The organism is Ectothiorhodospira lacustris, assembly GCF_022227845.1.
In the GTDB taxonomy this organism is placed as follows: domain Bacteria; phylum Pseudomonadota; class Gammaproteobacteria; order Ectothiorhodospirales; family Ectothiorhodospiraceae; genus Ectothiorhodospira; species Ectothiorhodospira lacustris.
Window position 1 is genome coordinate 47020 of record NZ_JAJNQN010000016.1, and the last position, 17877, is coordinate 64896.

General features: G+C 62.5%; 17 protein-coding genes. 9 read left to right on the plus strand and 8 right to left on the minus strand.

Annotated features, from left to right (window positions below; all coding sequences use genetic code 11):
- Positions 1 to 78: 78 nt before the first annotated feature.
- Entirely contained in the window at positions 79 to 1782 is a 1704-nt protein-coding gene (locus LQ956_RS11845; RefSeq protein WP_238630059.1) for a PAS domain-containing hybrid sensor histidine kinase/response regulator, read from the plus strand.
- On the opposite strand, the gene LQ956_RS11850 is transcribed toward LQ956_RS11845, so the two are convergent.
- Positions 1737 to 4874 carry an ATP-binding protein gene (locus LQ956_RS11850; RefSeq protein ID WP_238630060.1) on the minus strand — a complete coding sequence of 1046 codons (3138 nt, stop codon included), beginning with the start codon at positions 4872 to 4874 and terminating at the stop codon, positions 1737 to 1739. The genes LQ956_RS11845 and LQ956_RS11850 overlap by 46 nt on opposite strands.
- Positions 4875 to 5065: 191 nt before the next feature.
- Here LQ956_RS11850 and LQ956_RS11855 point away from each other — a divergent pair, with 191 nt between their 5' ends.
- From LQ956_RS11855 to LQ956_RS11880, 6 genes are all read left to right on the plus strand, one after another.
- Positions 5066 to 5608, plus strand: a complete 543-nt coding sequence (locus LQ956_RS11855) for a hypothetical protein (RefSeq protein WP_238630061.1) — start codon at positions 5066 to 5068, stop codon at positions 5606 to 5608.
- A gap of 43 nt (positions 5609 to 5651) precedes the next feature.
- Complete coding sequence (locus tag LQ956_RS11860; RefSeq protein ID WP_238621370.1) at positions 5652 to 6257, plus strand: RNA polymerase sigma factor; 606 nt, start codon at positions 5652 to 5654, stop codon at positions 6255 to 6257.
- Positions 6254 to 6640: a hypothetical protein gene (locus LQ956_RS11865; RefSeq protein ID WP_238621371.1), complete on the plus strand. Its 387-nt coding sequence runs from the start codon at positions 6254 to 6256 to the stop codon at positions 6638 to 6640. The genes LQ956_RS11860 and LQ956_RS11865 overlap by 4 nt, the downstream gene beginning before the upstream one ends.
- The gene (locus LQ956_RS11870; RefSeq protein WP_238621372.1) at positions 6637 to 7185 is read left to right on the plus strand and encodes a DUF3106 domain-containing protein; all 549 of its coding nucleotides are present in this window, start codon (positions 6637 to 6639) and stop codon (positions 7183 to 7185) included. The genes LQ956_RS11865 and LQ956_RS11870 overlap by 4 nt, the downstream gene beginning before the upstream one ends.
- Before the next feature lie 75 nt (positions 7186 to 7260).
- Positions 7261 to 8856 carry a peptide chain release factor 3 gene (locus LQ956_RS11875; RefSeq protein WP_238621373.1) on the plus strand — a complete coding sequence of 532 codons (1596 nt, stop codon included), beginning with the start codon at positions 7261 to 7263 and terminating at the stop codon, positions 8854 to 8856.
- Between the two features lie 98 nt (positions 8857 to 8954).
- The gene (locus LQ956_RS11880) at positions 8955 to 9224 is read left to right on the plus strand and encodes an Lrp/AsnC family transcriptional regulator (protein WP_238630062.1); all 270 of its coding nucleotides are present in this window, start codon (positions 8955 to 8957) and stop codon (positions 9222 to 9224) included.
- Here the strand turns inward: LQ956_RS11880 and LQ956_RS14980 are convergent.
- Together LQ956_RS14980 and LQ956_RS11890 are read right to left on the minus strand one after the other, a co-directional pair.
- A complete protein-coding gene (locus LQ956_RS14980) occupies positions 9194 to 10273 on the minus strand; it encodes a cache domain-containing protein (protein WP_274521521.1) in 1080 nt (359 codons plus the stop codon). The two genes, LQ956_RS11880 and LQ956_RS14980, sit on opposite strands and share 31 nt — an antisense overlap.
- Positions 10274 to 10434: 161 nt before the next feature.
- Positions 10435 to 10632, minus strand: a complete 198-nt coding sequence (locus tag LQ956_RS11890; RefSeq protein WP_238630063.1) for a YjfB family protein — start codon at positions 10630 to 10632, stop codon at positions 10435 to 10437.
- Positions 10633 to 10803: 171 nt separating this feature from the next.
- On the opposite strand from LQ956_RS11890, the gene arfB reads away from it, so the two are divergent.
- Positions 10804 to 11217 (plus strand): alternative ribosome rescue aminoacyl-tRNA hydrolase ArfB, encoded by a 414-nt coding sequence (gene arfB, locus LQ956_RS11895; protein WP_238630064.1) that lies wholly within the window; start codon positions 10804 to 10806, stop codon positions 11215 to 11217.
- A gap of 7 nt (positions 11218 to 11224) precedes the next feature.
- Here the strand turns inward: arfB and LQ956_RS11900 are convergent, their stop codons facing one another.
- Complete coding sequence (locus LQ956_RS11900) at positions 11225 to 11530, minus strand: hypothetical protein (RefSeq protein WP_238621377.1); 306 nt, start codon at positions 11528 to 11530, stop codon at positions 11225 to 11227.
- Between the two features lie 102 nt (positions 11531 to 11632).
- Here LQ956_RS11900 and LQ956_RS11905 point away from each other — a divergent pair, with 102 nt between their 5' ends.
- Positions 11633 to 12226, plus strand: a complete 594-nt coding sequence (locus LQ956_RS11905) for an NUDIX domain-containing protein (RefSeq protein WP_238621378.1) — start codon at positions 11633 to 11635, stop codon at positions 12224 to 12226.
- Between the two features lie 45 nt (positions 12227 to 12271).
- On the opposite strand, the gene acs is transcribed toward LQ956_RS11905, so the two are convergent.
- The 4 genes from acs to LQ956_RS11925 all read right to left on the minus strand — a co-directional run bounded on the left by acs (position 12272) and on the right by LQ956_RS11925 (position 17713).
- Positions 12272 to 14215, minus strand: coding sequence for an acetate--CoA ligase (gene acs / locus LQ956_RS11910; protein ID WP_238621379.1), 1944 nt, complete (start codon positions 14213 to 14215; stop codon positions 12272 to 12274).
- 215 nt (positions 14216 to 14430) lie between these two features.
- Positions 14431 to 15471 carry a DUF294 nucleotidyltransferase-like domain-containing protein gene (locus tag LQ956_RS11915; RefSeq protein ID WP_238630065.1) on the minus strand — a complete coding sequence of 347 codons (1041 nt, stop codon included), beginning with the start codon at positions 15469 to 15471 and terminating at the stop codon, positions 14431 to 14433.
- A gap of 199 nt (positions 15472 to 15670) precedes the next feature.
- Entirely contained in the window at positions 15671 to 17437 is a 1767-nt protein-coding gene (locus tag LQ956_RS11920) for a sodium:solute symporter family protein (RefSeq protein ID WP_238621381.1), read from the minus strand.
- Between the two features lie 21 nt (positions 17438 to 17458).
- Positions 17459 to 17713: a DUF4212 domain-containing protein gene (locus tag LQ956_RS11925; protein WP_238621400.1), complete on the minus strand. Its 255-nt coding sequence runs from the start codon at positions 17711 to 17713 to the stop codon at positions 17459 to 17461.
- Positions 17714 to 17877 lie beyond the last annotated feature (164 nt).

Sequence of the window (17877 nt, forward strand, 5' to 3'; positions counted from 1 at the left end):
TTGGAAATCCAGGCATAAGCCTATAGCATCGGTAGTGATGGCATCAGTAGTCATTGTCGACAGGACTCTTGATATCTTATGGAACGCGAAGCATATCCAGTGACCTCGGCATCACCTCCCGTCCCGACTGAGGAGCTATCCATCGTCAATCAGGAACTGCAGGACAATGCAGAGATGCTCGGGGTTCACCGAGGCCTGCGGGAGAGCGAGTCCCGGCTGAGGCAGATCATGGACAAGTCCCCCCTGTGGGCCTACGTCAAGGACCGGGCCGGTTCCTACCAGATGGTGAGTCATCGTTTCCTGGTCGGCCTGGGTGTGGCGCTGGACCAGGTGGTCGGGCATGTGGACGAACAATGCCTGCCTGATGCCGTGGCACGGCTGTTCCGACAGGCGGATCATGAAGCCATGTGCCGGGACGACGTGGTGGAGCGGGAGCACCACCTGAGTCTCGAGACAGGTGAAGTGATCTTGCTGGCGCAGCATTTTGCCCTGCGGGATGAGAAGGGACTGGCCTATGCCGCCTGCATGAAGGCACTGGATATCACCCGGCGCAAACGGGATGAATACCGTCTTGCCAAGGCGCGGGACGAGGCGGAGCGGGCCAATCGGGCCAAGAACGAATTCCTGTCCCACATGAGCCACGAGCTACGTACCCCGCTCAATGCCATTCTGGGTTTCAGCCAGATTCTGGAACACGAGCACGCCGAAGATCCTGCCGTGAGCGAGCCGATTGGCGAGATCCTGCGGGCCGGCTGGCATCTGCTGGCCCTGATCAACGATATTCTGGACCTCTCCATGCTGGAAAGCGGACGTCTGCATGTGCAGGCGGACTCCGTCAGCGTGGATGCCCTCATTCAGGAGTGTGTGGCTACCCTGCGGCAGGCGGCCCAGGCCAAGGAAATCACGGTGACCGTTGTTTCAGGGCCGGAATGGCTGGTTCGTGCCGACCCTACCCGATTGCGCCAGGTACTGATCAATCTGCTCTCCAATGCCATCAAGTACAATCATCCCGGGGGGACGGTACGGGTCTCCGTTGCCCGGCAACGGGAACGGCTACTGATCAGCGTCGAGGATGACGGTCTGGGCATGACTCCGGAACAGATCGCCAACCTGTTCCGGCCGTTCGTGCGCATGAGTCGTGGGGTTTGCTCCGAGGACGGTATCGGGATTGGTCTGTCCCTGTCCCTGCGTCTGATGCAGATGATGGGGGGCGAGATCCGTGTGGAGAGCGCACCGGATCAGGGCAGCGTCTTTACTCTGGACCTGCTGCGGGCATCCACTGATGAGCCTGCCCTGAAGGATGCGTCTCTCGGCTTCGCCGGGAGTGAGGAAGAGGTCGGATTACAGGACGACCGTGATGTATCAGGCTGTACGCGGGTGCTCAAAGTGCTCTATGTGGAGGACAACCCGGCCAACCTGCGTCTGGTGCGCCGCATGCTGGTCCACCGCCCCGGGATTCGGCTGTTGGAGGCGGTGGATGGGCAGTCCGGTCTGGCGCGGGCGGGCGCCGAACGGCCGGGCCTGATCCTGCTGGATCTTGGTCTGCCCGACATCCATGGCTTCGAGGTGTTGCGACGGCTGCGGGCGGACAGGGGCACGGCGGGCATCCCCGTGGTGGCCGTCAGTGCCGATGCCGGGGAGTTGCGGGTCACCGAGGCCCTGGAGCGGGGTTTTTACACCTATATCGAGAAGCCTTTCCGGCTGGAAGTCCTGGATGAACTGCTGTCGGCCTTCGGTCAGTGCCGGGGGGGCGCGGGCAAGGGTGCGTCGCCTGGGGCCTGAGCCAGCAGCTTTTCCAGGATCTGCAGGAACTGGGGTACATCAAGGGGCTTGGTGAGATAGGCATTGAAACCTTCCGAACGACCTCGCTCCATGTCCCTGTGAGTGGCAAAGGCGGTCAATGCCATGACGGGTATGCCGGCCGTGGCAGGGTTGGCCCGCAGTCTTCTGAGGACCTGGTAGCCGTCCAGGTCGGGCATGTTGATGTCCAGCAGGATCAGGTCAGGCTGGTGCGCACCGGCCAGTTCCAGGCCGAATCTGGGGTTGGGTGAGTTGAGCAGCCGCAGGTGACCGCGACGCCGGAGGATCTGTGCGACCAGCCGGATATTGGCCGGATTGTCATCGATATGCAGGATGGTGCGCGGTGGTTGCTGTCGGGCCGGGTCCCGGCTCACCGGGCCATCCTGGTGGGGTAGCAGGGTGCTGTCGTCGATCCACTCCCCCCGCGGCAGGTGCACCCGAAAGGTGCTGCCCGTGTCCGTCCGGCTGTCCACGTCGATACTGCCGCCCATGACCTCGGCCAGACGCCGGGAAATGGCGAGCCCGATGCCTGTCCCTTCGGTCTCCAGCGCATTCGCGTCCAGCCGGTTGAAGGGTTCGAACAGTTCCGCCAGGCGGTCAGGGGCGATACCGCGGCCGGTATCCGTGACACTGATGGTGACGCCCCCCCCTTGCGGCTGATCTTCACCGCTGATTTCCAGCAGGCCGGCATGGCGGTTGTACTTGATGCCGTTGGAGAGCAGATTGATCAGGATCTGCTTCAGGCGCATGCGGTCGGCAAGGGCCACGCAGTAGGGTGGGCAGCGGCTGTGGATGCGGATCTGGCGTTCCTGGGCCAGGGGACGTACCAGCATGATGCATTCGTCCATGAGTTCCCGCAGGGGGACGTTTTCCAGTGACAGCTCGATGCGGCCCGACTCCACGGTGGCCAGGTCCAGTACCTGGTTGATCAGTTGCAGCAGGTGCCGGCCGCCCCGGAGTATTTCCTGAACGTATTCCTGTTGCTCCTGATTCAGCGTCAGATCGATTTCCATGAGCTGGGCAAATCCCAGCACCGCGTTCATGGGGGTGCGAAGCTCGTGGCTCATGCTGGAGAGGAACTCGGACTTGGCCCGGTTGGCCCGCTCGGCCTCTTCCTTGGCCACCACCAGGGCGACCTCGTTGCGCTTGATATCGCTGATATCCTGATGACTGATCACCAGATGACGCTGTCGCACCGAGGTGTTGTCCAGGGGGGTGACCCGGATCATGTGGGTCTGTGGATCAAGGCGGTATTCATCTTCGTAGACCTCAAGGTCTCCGGCGATGACACGGCGGATACCTTCCACGATGCGGCGCGCATCCTCATCACCCTGCGCGGCTGCCCGGTCGCAGACCTCAAGATAGTTGACGCCCTGGGACACCCGCTCTTCCCGGGCCTGTCCCTTGCGGCCGTATTCCCGCCAGGAGCGATTGACGGCGACAATGGTTCCCGATGCATCCAGCACGCAGATGTTGGCGATGAGGGAGTCGATGATGGCCTGAGTGAAGGCCCGGGTCTCGCTCTCCTGTTTTTGAAATTCCGCTTCCTTGGCCTTGCGTTGCCGCTCCCGGGCCATTTGCCTCAGGGCATGGGACAGATCCTCCATGACGCCTTTGAGCAGGTCGATGACCTGGGGCGTGAAGTGGTCGGGCTCGGCGGCAAGGAAACTGGCAACGGCCACCAATTCGTCACCGACGAAGAGGGGGAAATGTCCGCAGCTTTGGATTTGCTCGTTAATGGCCCATGATCGCCACCGGGCGGGCACGTGGATATCGGGGTGGTTGCAGTTGCTGCAGATCAGGGGGTGCTCGTTGATGAAGGTCCAGGTGTGCTTCCGGATGGACTCCCAGAGCGCGTCTGTCGGGATAACGGCCAACTGTGCTGATGACAGGCCGTGGGAGGCCCATATCCTTGACGGCTGCCCCGGGCGTGCCTTTGTGGTGAAAATGCAGGCGCTGAAGCCTCCCTGTTTCACCGCAACACGTGCCGTGGTTTTCAGCAGGCGTACTTCATCTTCGAGGCGGGTGATGGCCTGATTGACGGCGGTGCGGGTGCTGTAGAGCCGGGTGAGATGGGCCACCTGGGTTTCAGCCTTCCTGCGGGCCGTAATGTCACGATTGACGCCCCGTCGTCCCAGATACCTGCCATCCCTGTCCACGATGCCTAGACATTGGTGCTCAATGTGCCGTAGTTCCCCATCGGCACGGCGAATGCTGAACTCCATGCACACATGCGGGCTTTCAGAGCCTTCCTTCACTTCCTGCAGGTGTCTTTGCCAATGCTCGACATGCTCGGGGATGAGCAGGCGCTCCATGAGCAGCGGATCATCTTTGAAGGCTTTGGGGGGATAACCGCTGATGTCCTGACATCCGGGAGAGACATAGACGTACCTGCCTTCCGGGTGGAACCAGTAATCCCAGTCGGGGGAGTGATCGGCGGCGATGCGGTAGCAGATCTCCTGTTCACGGAGCTGTTCATGGGCGATACGCAGCGCCTCCTCGTGGCGCGCCTGTTCGGTGAGATCCACGACGGCACAGGAAAACTCGCAGGGGCCATCCTCTCGTCCCGGGAGACGGGCGATATGCAATTCCGCCGGAAACGGTTTGCCTCGTCCCCGCCCGGACAGCAGCGTGATCTGATGCGCGCTGGCATGGCCCTCGGCCTGCGCCTGCAGCAGGGTCTGGTTGAACTTTGTTTCATCCTCGGGATGGACCAGGCGTCGCAGCAAGACGTGGCGGCTTGAGTGCAGTCTGAAATCAAAGCGTGCTTCGGCCGCCGGGTTGGCCTGGAGGACGAGGCCGTAGCGATCCACCACCAGGGCGGCGATGGGCAGGCCGCCCAGGAACGCGGCGTAATTATCCAGCAGCCGCTGGTTCAGGTTCTGGGACTCTCTCAGCTCTCGGTTTTGCAGTTCCAGCTCGCTCTGGTAGACCCGCAAGGTCTCCAGCAGCCCGGGCAGGTCGAGCTGGTTTTCTTCCATGAGTTGCCGAACCAGTTCGATATCTCCCTCCTTGACGGCCTTGGCCGCGCGTGCGCGCGTATCTGATGATTGGGGGAGTGTATCTTCAGGCATGGCGCCTTCATGCAAATGATGGGACGGGTAGGGAGCGATCCGGATGGATTCTATCAATTCACGGATATGGCTGCAGTCATCTCTGCCTATGGGGTTGATTGTTGTTGTCGTGCCGGGTCAACCGATGTCCGGGCCGTGCGTATTGCGGGTTGAAGGCCGGATGATGAGGCCGGCATAACCAGGAGACGATCATGAAACCATCCCAACCGCACTTCCCCCGCCGCGCCCTGGGCGCTTCCATGTTGGCCGGCGCCGTTGTCCTGTCCCTGTCTCTGGGGGGCCTGGCTGTTGCGGGTAGTCCCGGCGCCGTGGACCGGGATAATGCGCCCCGGCAGGCCTGCCGGGATCTGACGGGCGAAGTCAGGGCTGCCTGCCGCGAGGGTATGCAGGCCACCCGTGCCGAGCGTCGTGAACAGTACCTGACAGCGGCGGAAGGCAAGCCCGGGGAACGTTCGTGGCGAGAGGATCGCCGGGCTGAATCCAGGCAAGACAAGGCCGAGGCTCCCCGGATGACGGATGAGGAACGACAGGCGTTTCGTGCCCAGCGTGAAGAGCGGCGCGCGGCCTGGGAGGCCATGAGCCCGGAAGAACGCCAGTCAATGCGGGATAATATGCGCAGCATGCGTGAACAAATGCGCAGCCTGGACCCGCAGGAACGTCTTGAACTGCGAGAAAGATTGCGGGACATGACACCGGATGAACGCCGCGCCTGGTTCGAACGGCAACGCGGCTGAAGACCATGACAAGGAGCCTTGATGCCGAGCCGGAGTCACTGTGATGCCAGGTCTTGCCTTGCGAACGGAGGTGTGTGTGGATGATGCCGAGGTGCATGCCGCCACGCCCGCCGAGGCGGCATCACCCGCGACCCTGGATCAATTCCTGGCACAGGTGCAGGGGCGCGGAGTGCGGATGGCGGCCCTGGCCCTGGGCGATCGGGAGGCAGCGCTGGACGTGGTGCAGGATGCCATGACCGCGCTGATCTCCCGTTATCGCGACCGGCCGGCAGAAGCTTGGGAACCCCTGTTTTGGCGCATCCTGCAGACCCGGATCCGGGATGTTTACCGACGTCGGCGCGTCCGGCAGCGGGTGATGGCCGTACTGGGTCTCGGGGATGAACCCCAGGAGGACCCCATGCTGACACTGCCGGATACCTTCACGCCCGAGCCCGATCGATCCCTGGAGGATGGCCGTTTTGCCGTGGACCTGGAATCGGCCCTGAGACAACTACCCCTTCGCCAGCAGCAGGCCTTCCTGCTGCGTCACTGGGAGGGGCTTGATACCGCCGCCACGGCGGCGGCCCTGGGCGTCAGCGAGGGCAGTGTGAAGACCCATCTGCACCGCGCCCTGCAGACTTTGCGACAGCACCTGGAGGCCTACCGATGAGTCCCGAAGATCGCGAGATGGAACCGTGGTTGGCCCAGGCCCGCCGGACCCTTGACCGGCAGGCCGGCCTGTCCCTGCAGGAGGCGATGCGTCTGCAAAGTGCCCGCCGGGAAGCCTTTGCAAAGGCGGGTGCCGCGGCACGGCCCCGGCCGGTGTCGGGGAGTGGAAAGAGGCGCGGGTGGATGCCGTTGGGAGGCCTTGCGGCGGCGGCTTCGGTGATGCTGGCGGTGGTGATGGTGTTCAATCTGGAGACCATGCAGCACCCGCCCTTACCGGTGGTCCTGGCGGAGTTGGATGACATCGAATGGGTGCTGGAGCTGGATGAGGGTTTCTGGATGGATGATCCGGCGTTTCTGCAATGGGTGATGGAGGAGATGGGATGAGTCGGTATCTGCCTGGATTGATGGTGGCGTTGCTGTTGTGTCTGCCGGGCGTGGCCCCGGGGGCGCCGCCCGAGCGAGGCCTGGGTCCTTTTCCTGAGCGGGGGCCGGGAGATCCCGGGCGCGGCGAGCGCATGATGGCGCCGGTGGCCGAATCCGCGCCGGAGTGGTCGGCACTGAGCCGAGCCGAACGCGCCGTACTGGCGCCGTTGGCGGAGCAATGGGATGATCTGTCCCCGCGTCGTCGCCTGCACCTGCTGCGTGTCGCCGATCGCTGGCAGGACATGAGCCCGGAACAGCGGGACCGTTTCAGTAGTGATCTGCGGCGCCTTGAGTCTTTGTCGCCCGAGGAGCGCCGGCAGCTGCGTGACCAGCGTCGTCGGCTTGAGGCCCTGCCCGAGGATGAGCGTCGATTGCATCGGGAACGGCTGGAACACTTCCAGCGCCTGTCGCCGGAGGAGCGTGAGCACCTGCGGGAGCGCTGGTTGCAGATGAGTCCGGAGGAGCGGCGGGCGATCCGGGAGCGGGGCAGAGTGTCCGGGGACTGAATCTGCCCCGCAATCCTTGGGCCATCCCCCCATCTGGCGTAAAATACACGGTTTTACCCACAGGCCGTGCCGCTCATGCCCTCCAGCTACACCACCGAAACCGCCCGTCGCCGCACCTTCGCCATCATTTCGCACCCGGACGCCGGCAAGACCACAGTGACCGAAAAGCTGCTGCTGTTCGGCGGTGCGATCCAGCAGGCGGGCACCGTGAAGGGCCGCAAGGCCGCCCGGCACGCCACTTCCGACTGGATGGAACTGGAAAAGCAGCGCGGTATTTCCGTCACATCCTCGGTGATGCAATTCCCCTACAAGGACCGCATCGTCAACCTGCTGGACACCCCTGGCCACCAGGACTTCTCCGAGGACACCTATCGCACCCTCACTGCGGTGGACTCGGCGCTGATGGTCATCGACGTGGCCAAGGGTGTCGAGGAACGCACCATCAAGTTGATGGAGGTCTGCCGTCTGCGCGATACCCCCATCATGACCTTCATCAACAAGCTGGACCGGGAAGGGCGCGAGCCCATCGAACTGCTGGATGAAGTGGAAGATGTGCTCAAGATCCAGTGTGCTCCGGTGACCTGGCCCATCGGCATGGGCAAGCGCTTCAAGGGGGTATATCACCTCAAGCGGGATGCCGTGCACCTGTTCTCGCCCACCCACGGCGGCAAGATCCAGCAGGGTGAGGTCATCCAAGGGCTGGACAACCCCCGGCTCGACGAGGTGCTGGGCTCTCAGGCGGCAGAACTGCGGGAAGAACTGGAACTGGTCATGGGCGCTTCCCATGAGTTCGACAAGGATGAATACCTGGCCGGGCGCCAGACGCCGGTGTTTTTCGGTTCCGCCATCAATAACTTCGGCATCCAGGAGCTGTTGGACGATTTCGTGGAATTCGCTCCCGCCCCTCAGCCCCGCCCCACTGATGTGCGGAAAGTGTCACCCGAGGAAGAGACCTTTTCCGGTTTTGTCTTCAAGATCCAGGCGAACATGGACCCCCAGCACCGGGATCGTATTGCTTTCATGCGTATCTGCTCCGGCACCTTCACCAAGGGCATGAAGCTCAATCATGTCCGGATCAAGCGGGATGTACGCATCTCCGATGCCCTGACGTTCCTGGCCTCGGACCGGGAACACCTGGAAGAGGCCTATCCCGGGGATATCATCGGTCTGCACAACCACGGCACCATCCGCATCGGGGATACCTTCACCCAGGGAGAAGCCTTATCCTTCACGGGGATTCCCAACTTTGCGCCGGAACTGTTCCGCCGTGCCCAGCTGCGGGATCCCCTGAAGATGAAGCAGCTGACCAAGGGGTTGCAGCAGCTTTGCGAGGAGGGGGCGACCCAGCTGTATCGGCCGATCACCAACAATGATCTGATCCTGGGGGCGGTCGGGGTATTGCAGTTCGATGTGGTGGCCCACCGCCTGAAGTCCGAGTACAACGTGGATGCGGCCTTCGAGAATGTGTCGGTGCAGACCGCCCGCTGGGTGACCTGTGACGATGAACGCAAGTTGGAACAGTTCAAGGACAAGGCGGCGAGCAATCTGGCCATCGATCACGGGGGTGATCTGGTGTACATCGCACCGACCCGGGTGAATCTGCAGATGGCCGTGGAGAAGTGGCCGGATATCACCTTCAGCGCCACCCGGGAGCACGGCATCAGTCAGTAGACGGGAGATACCCCGCCGAGCCGCCAAGGGGTCATGGACCCGTGGGGCGGTTCGGGTTAGCCTGCTCCCAATCACCAACGCATCAGGAGCCAATCAGCATGGTCACAGCCATCATTCTCATGAATGTGGAACGCAGCCGAATCAATGCGATCGCGGATCGTCTGGCGGGCATGAAGGAGATATCCGAGGTATTTTCGGTCAGCGGCAATTACGACCTGATCGCCATCGCCCGTGTACCGCACAACGACGACCTGGCCGCCTTGGTCACCAGCCATCTGCTTACCATTGAGGGGCTGGAGAAGACCAACACCTTGCTGGCCTTCAAAGCCTATTCACGTCACGATCTGGAAGCCATGTTTTCCGTGTGAGCGTCGACGGCGGAGGTGGAGGTGGTGTCCATCCGATACTCAATGGCCCCGAACCAGCCGAGTCCCTCGTAGGTTTCATAGCCCGGGGTTCGAGCGAAGGCCACCAAGCGGCCGTCGCCGATATCCACCCCCTTGCTTCGGGTGCCGGGGTTGAGTGGATAGCGCTCCTCAAGGGAGTGCCGGCCCTGTGAATCGGCGATGATGCGATGTCGGGCGTCCAGCAGCATCACGCGGCTGCGGTTGCGTTCTGCATCATCCAGGGCCACGCCGGATACGATGGTCTGCGCCTGGGGCGCCCAGTTGAAGAAGATGCCCAGGACTCCCAGGGGAGTGCCGTGTGTCTCGCCCTTGCTGCGAATGGCCGTGGCATAGGTGGCGGTGGGGGCATCATCCAGTGCGGGATTGATTTCGATGTCGGCAACCGCGTACTGATCTCCATGGCGAGTTGCCATGGCATTTCGGAACCACTGGGTCGAGGAGACGTCGCCGCCCAGGACCGAGGGGTAGGTGTCGGGGCGCCCGTGTGCGATCACCCGGCCGTTGCAGTCGGCCACCCACAGGTCCAGATAGACCGTGTAGGAACGTAATATGGTGGCCAGGCGATCGCAGGCAAAGGCTTGCAGGTTGGGGTCTGAAGGGTTTTCCGCCAGCGCCACGAGTGCCCCTTCCGTGGCCCACCATCGCACATCGCAGGAGCGCTCATAGAGGTTACGGTCGATGAGTTCCACCACATTCAGGGCCAGGTCGGTGAAGCGTCGACCTCGCAGTTCGCTGCTCATTCGGTGGCCGGCCTCCTGGATGTGGCTGGCGTACAGGTCTACATCTTCACGGAAATCCGCGGCGATCTGATTGATGCGGGTGGATACACTGCTGATTTCCTGGGCGACGACGCCGAATCCCGCCCCGGCCGGGCCGGCCCGTGCGGCTTCAATACGCGCATTCAGGGCCAGGATCTGGGTCTGGCGCATGATCTTTTCGATCAGGCCGACCTTGTCGCGGCTGGTTTCCGAGAGTTCATAGGCCAGCTTGAGTATGCTGTTATCCTGCATGAAGGACTCCCACTCCCGCAGTATTGTCTTTGATGGTCAAGAGGGCGTGTACCCGTAGGCCGGGGTTTTCGAGGGGGCGCCATGATACAGGGAGTCTGCCGTGAAAAGCCATGCCCACCGGGGGATGTGACCCACCTGTGGGCAGGGACTGCCTGAAATGCTCAGGCCGTGGTATTGATGATGGTACCCACGTTGGCGGGGAGTGCGGCACTGCTCACGTCCGGCAATGCCTCCACCAGGGCCAGGGCACCCTGGGCCTGCGTGTCGATGGCCTTTTTGAGCACCGCCGTGCCGACGTCCTGAGCGAGCTGCTGCTGGGACATCCGGGTGGCCAGACTGGCGATTGCGTTGACGTCCATAATGAACACCTTTGGGTTTTGCGTGAATGTCCGAGGCGCCTGCAAGGCTCCTCAGTCAGTAGATCGGCTGATTGGGCGCAGACTTTAATTTAAATTTTCTGAACAATGCCGTTCGATAACCGCCGGGGTGGGCTTGGCAAGGCATCGCCCGGCTTATCTCGGGGATGAATCGTGTTGCAGATATCCAGTAGTGTGGCCCTGGGCGAGTGGGAAATCGAACTGACTCAGATCCGGGCCCAGGGTGCCGGGGGGCAGAACGTAAACAAGGTGTCCTCCGCCGTACATCTTCGTTTTGACATCCCCGGATCCAGCTTGCCAAGGGTGTACAAGGACCGGCTGTTGCAACGCGCCGATCAGCGGATCAGCAAGGAGGGGGTGGTGATCATCAAGGCGCAGCGTTTTCGCACCCTGGAGCAGAACCGGGAAGATGCCCTCGCCCGTCTGAAGGATCTGATCCTGGACGTCATGAAGCCGGTCAAGATACGCAAGGCGACGCGGCCCACTCTGGCCTCAAAGCGGCGGCGTCTGGAGGGCAAGATTCAGCGTGGCAGGACCAAGGCCCTGCGGGGCAAGGTGGAGCCTTAGAGGCTGGTCAGGGCAGCCGGTGCTGTTCCAGCAGGGCCTCGCGGATCCGGCCCGACAGGGGGGCGCCCGCCATGGTCATGATGACGGGGTGGATGTCCGTGGCTTCGTCATTGAGTACCGGCAGGGTGAAGGTGCGCAGCACCCGTCGGTGGGGCTCGCCATGCTGGTCCGGCTGGATCACATGTTCGCCATCCATCTGGCCCACCACCACCCGGGGGCCGGCCTCCAGGATCTCGATCACTTCGCAGTGAATGCCGTCCACCATGGCCTCGCGGCCGATCAGGGATTCCAGAAGTTTGAGCAGGTCTTTCATGGCGGTCAGTATACTCGATGTCAGGGGCCGGCCCGAGGGTCCGGCCCGGCGTCATGATGTGGTAGGCGTACTATACCCTTGCCGTTCATAGGTGATCATTGCATGAAATGGGAAATACTCAAGCTCCAGGACCTGTATCGGGGTTTCTTTCACCTGCGGCATCTGCGTCTGTCCCATGGCCGCTTTGAAGGCGGGGAACCGATGGTCGTCGATCGGGAGCTCCTGGATCGGGGCCATGCCGCCGGGGTCTTGCCCTATGATCCGGTGCGCGACGAGGTGTTGCTGGTGGAGCAGTTCCGGGTGGGTGCGATTGAGTCGCCCCATGGTCCCTGGCTGATGGAGATCATCGCTGGTTTGATCGATGCGGGTGAACGGGCCGAATCAGTGGCGCGGCGGGAGGCCCTGGAAGAGGCGGGTTGTCATCTGGACGAACTGGTGCATGTGCACGACTATTACGCCACACCGGGTAGTTCCACGGAGCGGATTTCCCTGTTCGTGGCGCGGGCGGATCTGTCCGGCGCCGGGGGGATTCATGGTCTGGCCCATGAGGGAGAGGAGATCCGGGTGCATGTGCTGCCCGCGGAAGAGGCCTTTGACCAGCTGGATCGGATGCAGGTGGACACCGCCATGACCATCATCGCACTGCAGTGGCTGCGACTGAACCGGGAGGGCCTGCGGGAGCGCTGGGGCGGGTAGGAAGCCGCCCTTCTCCTGTTGCGGGAGAAGGGCGGGGATGCCTGCTTACTTGTTCAGGCGGCTGTCGATCAGCACGTTCACCACCTCTGGATCGGCCAGGGTGGAGGTGTCACCCAGGCTCTCCAGTTCGTTGGCTGCGATCTTGCGCAGGATGCGGCGCATGATCTTGCCCGAGCGGGTCTTGGGCAGGCCGGCGGCGAACTGGATCAGATTGATCTTGGCGATGGGGCCGATCTCGGTGCGGACCAGCTTGACCAGTTCATCGGCCAGTTCCTTGCTGCCTTCCTCGCCCGCCATGAGGGTGACGTAGGCGTAGATGCCCTGGCCGGTGATGTCGTGGGGATAGCCCACCACTGCGGCCTCGGCCACCTTGGGATGCAGCACCAGGGCGGATTCGATCTCGGCGGTGCCCAGGCGATGACCGGAAACATTGAGCACGTCGTCCACGCGACCGGTGATCCAGTAGTAACCGTCCTCGTCACGGCGGGCACCGTCACCGGTGAAATACAGACCCGGGTACATCTTGAAATAGGTCTCGACGAAGCGCTTGTGGTCACCCCACAGGCTGCGCATCATGCTCGGCCAGGGGTTTCTGAGGCACAGGTTGCCTTCCGCCGGGGTCTCGGTGATCTCGTTGCCCTGATCGTCCACCAGCAGGGGTTCCACGCCGAAGAATGGCTTGGTGGCGGAACCGGGCTTCATGTCCACGGCACCCGGCAGGTTGACGATCATGTGGGCGCCGGTCTCGGTCTGCCACCAGGTGTCGACGATGGGGCAGCGGCCGTCACCCACCACCCGATGGTACCACTCCCAGGCCTCGGGGTTGATGGGCTCGCCCACGGTGCCCAGCAGGCGCAGGGTGGAGCGCTTGTGCTTGGTGACGAACTCGTCCCCGACACCCATGAGCATGCGGATGGCGGTGGGGGCGGTATAGAAGATGGACACGTTGTGCTTGTCGCACACCTGCCAGAAACGGCCGTTGTCCGGGTAGTTGGGCACGCCTTCGAACATCAGGCTCTTGGCGCCGTTGGCCAGCGGGCCATAGATGATGTAGCTGTGGCCGGTGACCCAGCCCACGTCGGCGGTGCACCAGTAGACTTCGCCGTCCTTGTAGTCGAACACCAGCTTGTGGGTCATGGCCGCTTGCAGCAGGTAGCCGCCGGTGGTGTGCATGACGCCCTTGGGCTTGCCGGTGGAGCCGGAGGTGTAGAGGATGAACAGCGGGTCTTCGGCGTCCATCGGCTCGGCCGGGCACTCGGCACTGGCGGCGGCTACTTCCTCGTGGTACCAGACATCACGGCCTTCCTTCCATTCCACCGGCTCGCCGCCGCGCTTGACCACCACCATGGTGGTGATGGTGGGGCACTGGGCGGCAGCCTTGTCGGCATTGCCCTTCAGGGGCACCTTGCGGCCACCGCGCAGACTCTGGTCGGAGGTGATGACCACCTTGGCCTCGGCGTCCTGGATACGGTCACGCAGGGCGTCGGGGGAGAAACCGCCGAACACGATGGAGTGCACGGCGCCGATGCGGGCGCAGGCCAGCATGGCCACGGCGGCTTCGGGGATCATGGGCAGGTAGATGGAGACCCGGTCACCCTTGCTCACACCCTTGGACTTGAGCACGTTGGCGAACTTGCAGACCTCGGTGTGCAGTTCCCGGTAGGTGATGGTGCGGTCTTCGGCAGGATCGTCGCCTTCCCAGATGATGGCGGCTTGATCGCCCCGGGTGTCCAGATGACGGTCCAGGCAGTTGTGGGCGACGTTCAGCTTGCCGCCCTTGAACCAGGTGACCCGGGCTTCACCGTCGAAGCTGCCTTCCAGGACGGAGTCCCAGGGCTGGAACCAGTCCAGGTAGGTCTTGGCCTGTTCGGCCCAGAAGCCGTCGGGATCCTGCACCGACTGCCGGTACATGGATTCGTATTGCTCCAGATTGACATGGGCGCTGGCGGCAAAGTCTTTCGGTACTTCGTGAATCTTCACTTCCGACATGGGTTCCTCCTCAAAAAGACATTTGAAACATCGCCAACCGCCATCGGGGTCGGCAGAAATCCTGTTCCCGGGTCTCTACGGACTGTGCTGTCTGTGTCTTGTCGCTGTGTGTCGACCCTGGATGCCTGGTTCCGGTCACGGCCTGCAACGGCGCTATTTATTCCAGAATAACCCGAGCTTATTGTTGCTGCCACATTCCTGTGCGGTTGCGCACCTTATTGGAGCAAAAAACCGGCGACGCGCCGGCCCGTCGTGCTCTGGATGATCCGCACCATCTTGAATGCCTCCCGCAACCGTTGCCGATCTTCCTGCGACAACGTGTCGACAGCGACCCGGTTATCTGCCTTTCGGCCCTGTTCCAGGCAGCGCACTTGGTGCTGGGCCCGCAACAAGGTAATGCAGTCCCAAGCCGCCGTCAGGTCCCGTCCGCCGGCCTCGCTGAGGCGTCCCGAGTCGACGGCTGCCTGGAGTCGTTCCCGTGTACCCAGCACCATCACTCCGTCCGCCAGGGCCAGCAGGCGGGCCAGGCTGACGATGGGCAAGATGCCGACACGCTTGATATTCAGCAGCGGCGCTTGTCGGGTTAGTACCGTCAGCCAGTCGCCGGGTAGCCGGCGCGGCGGGCGATCGTGCAGGGCTTCCACGGCCAGTGCCGCCATGAATCCGGCGTTGTGCCGGGTCAAGGCCAGGATGCGGCGGCGCAAACGCTCAAGCAGATCGGCTTCCCCATGAATACAGCGCAGATCCAGGAAGTTTTGCGCCAGCATCACGGATTTTCGTTCCGGTTGTTCGATCCACTGCTTGAAGTCGCTCTCCCAGGTATCCAGCGGCTGGCGCCACTTCGGGTTGCGGGCCATCACTTCTCCCGAGCAGAGGACGAAGCCGCAAGCATCCAGCCCCGTGGTCACCTGTTCCGCCAACTGGTCGAAATACCCTGACACTCCCCGGTCGGCAGGTCCGGACAGGATCAGGGCATTGTCCTGATCCGTGTGTACGGTCTGTTCCCGTCGCCCCTGTGATCCGCAGGCCACCCAGGCGTAGGGCATGGGGGCCGGACCCAGGGAGACCTCTGCCAGATGGATGAAACGTCCCGTGAAGGCATCTGCCAGGTCCGAGATGATGTGTCCCAGTTCGTCGGCGTTCACGCCGGCGCGGATCAGCTGTATCTGCAATGCCGGGAGCCGATGGCCTAGTTGCTCAAGGTCATGTCGTGTCTCAGCCTCCTTGACCTGGCTGATCAGGGTCTGTACGTCCATCCGTCTCGTCTTCCGGGCTGGTGCGGGGAAACCCCGTATCATGCCCATCCGACGTCATTCTGGCCATCAGTCCGGCCAGGCTTTCAACAAGGAATCTGTGCTGGAGTCACGCCTTACGGAATGATTCCAGCGCAGACATCTTGATCCGGTTTCGGTGCGAAGGGGACCCGCGGCGCGGGTCCCCCGGTTGGTTACAAGATCAGGCGGTGTCGGCACGCGGTACGCGCACGCTCTCCACCAGGGCCTGGATTTCCTTCGGCGGCGGGGCCGTCAGTTTGCAGACGATCAGCGCCACGGTGACGTTGAGCACCGCACCGATGGTACCGAAGCCCTGGGGCGAGATGCCCAGGATCCAGCCGCTGGCGTTGTCGGCCAGCAGGTTGGTGCCCGGAATGAAGAACCAGCCTTTGTACAGGAAGATGTAGACCAGGGTGCTGATCAGGCCGGTGAGCATGCCGGCGATGGCGCCTTCCTTGTTCATCCGCTTGTAGAAGATGCCCATCATCAGCACGGGGAACAGGGAGGAGGCCGCCAGACCGAAGGCCAGCGCCACCACCTCGGCCGCAAAGCCCGGCGGATTAAGCCCCAGGTAGCCGGCCAGGAGGATGGCGCCCGCCATGGAGATGCGTCCCGCCATGAGCTCGTTCTTCTCCGAGATCTTGGGCATGAACACCCCCTTGAGCAGGTCATGGGAGATGGCCGAGGAGATGGCCAGCAACAGACCCGCCGCAGTAGACAAGGCCGCCGCGATACCACCGGCCGCCACCAGTGCGATCACCCAGTTGGGCAGACTGGCGATTTCCGGGTTGGCCAGCACCATGATGTCACGGTCCAGGCGTACCAGTTCATTGCCCTGCAGGTTGTCTTCGGTTGCGAAGGCCGGCGGGTTGCCCTGATTGTAGTACTGGATACGGCCGTCATCGTTCTTGTCTTCGAACACCAAAAGGCCGGTGTTTTCCCAGGTGCGCATCCATTCCGGACGCTCGTCGTAGACCATGGCCTCGCTGGTATTGCCCACCCCGCCGGGGTAGAGGGTGTTCACCAGGTTGTACATGGCCATGGCACCCACGGCCGGAGCGGTGGTGTAGAGCAGGGCGATGAAGATCAGGGCCCAACCGGCGGACTTACGGGCGTCACGCACGCGGGGTACGGTGAAGAAACGGATGATGACGTGGGGCAGACCGGCGGTACCGATCATCAGCGCCATGGTCAGCAGGAACATGTTGAGGGTACTGAAGGTGGCGTTGGTGGTGTACTCGGCAAAGCCCAGATCCACCATCATGCCGTCCAGTGCCTGCAGCAGGTAACGGCTGTCGTCACCGGAGAGGGTGGCGCCCAGACCGGTCTGAGGCAGGAAGTGGCCGGTGAGTTGGATGGAGATGAACACCGCAGGCACGGTGTAGGCGAAGATCAGCACCACGTACTGGGCGATCTGGGTATAGGTGATCCCCTTCATGCCGCCGAGTACGGCGTACACGAACACGATACTCATACCGGCGATCAGGCCCCAGAGGATGTCCACTTCCAAAAAGCGCGAGAAGGCGATACCCACACCGCGCATCTGCCCGATCACGTAGGTGATGGAGATGATGAGCAGGCAGATCACCGCCACGATGCGCGCGCCGTTGGAGTAGAAGCGATCACCCACGAACTGGGGCACCGTGAACTTGCCGAACTTGCGCAGATACGGTGCCAGCAGCAGGGCCATCAGCACGTAGCCGCCGGTCCAGCCCATCAGATAGACCGAGCCGCTGTAGCCCAAGAAGGCGATCAGACCCGCCATGGAGATGAAGGAGGCCGCGGACATCCAGTCGGCCGCCGTGGCCATGCCGTTGGCGATCGGGTTGACGCCCTTGCCGGCCACGTAGAACTCCCCGGTGCTGCCCGCCCGGGCCCAGATGGCGATGCCTATATACAGCGCAAAGGTGGCACCAACCACCAGGTAGATCATTAATTTAAGATCCATAGGATTATCCCCCAGTCGTTATCATTCTTCGTGGACGTCGAACTTCTTGTCCAGGCGGTTCATCCACCAGGCGTAGAAGAAGATCAGTACCAGGAAGGTGTAGATGGCGCCCTGCTGTGCCATCCAGAAGCCCAGCGGATAACCGCCGATGGACATGGTGTTGAGTGCATCCACCATAAAGATGGGGAGCAGGAAGCCGGCAATGAACCACACCGCCAGACACCAGCCGAGGATGCTCAGATTGGCCTTCCAGTAGGCCGTCCTCTGCTCGGCGATGCCGCCGGCGGTCGCGGTACCGGCCAGGGTCTGCCGAATCTGCTCCTTGGTCCTGTCGCTGATGCTGTTTTCTTCCGCCAGGATCTTTTTGAGAAGATCTCTCATTTTTTCACTCATAATTGACTCCTCCGATCAAATCGGTATGCCGGGTTAGGGTCGGACTG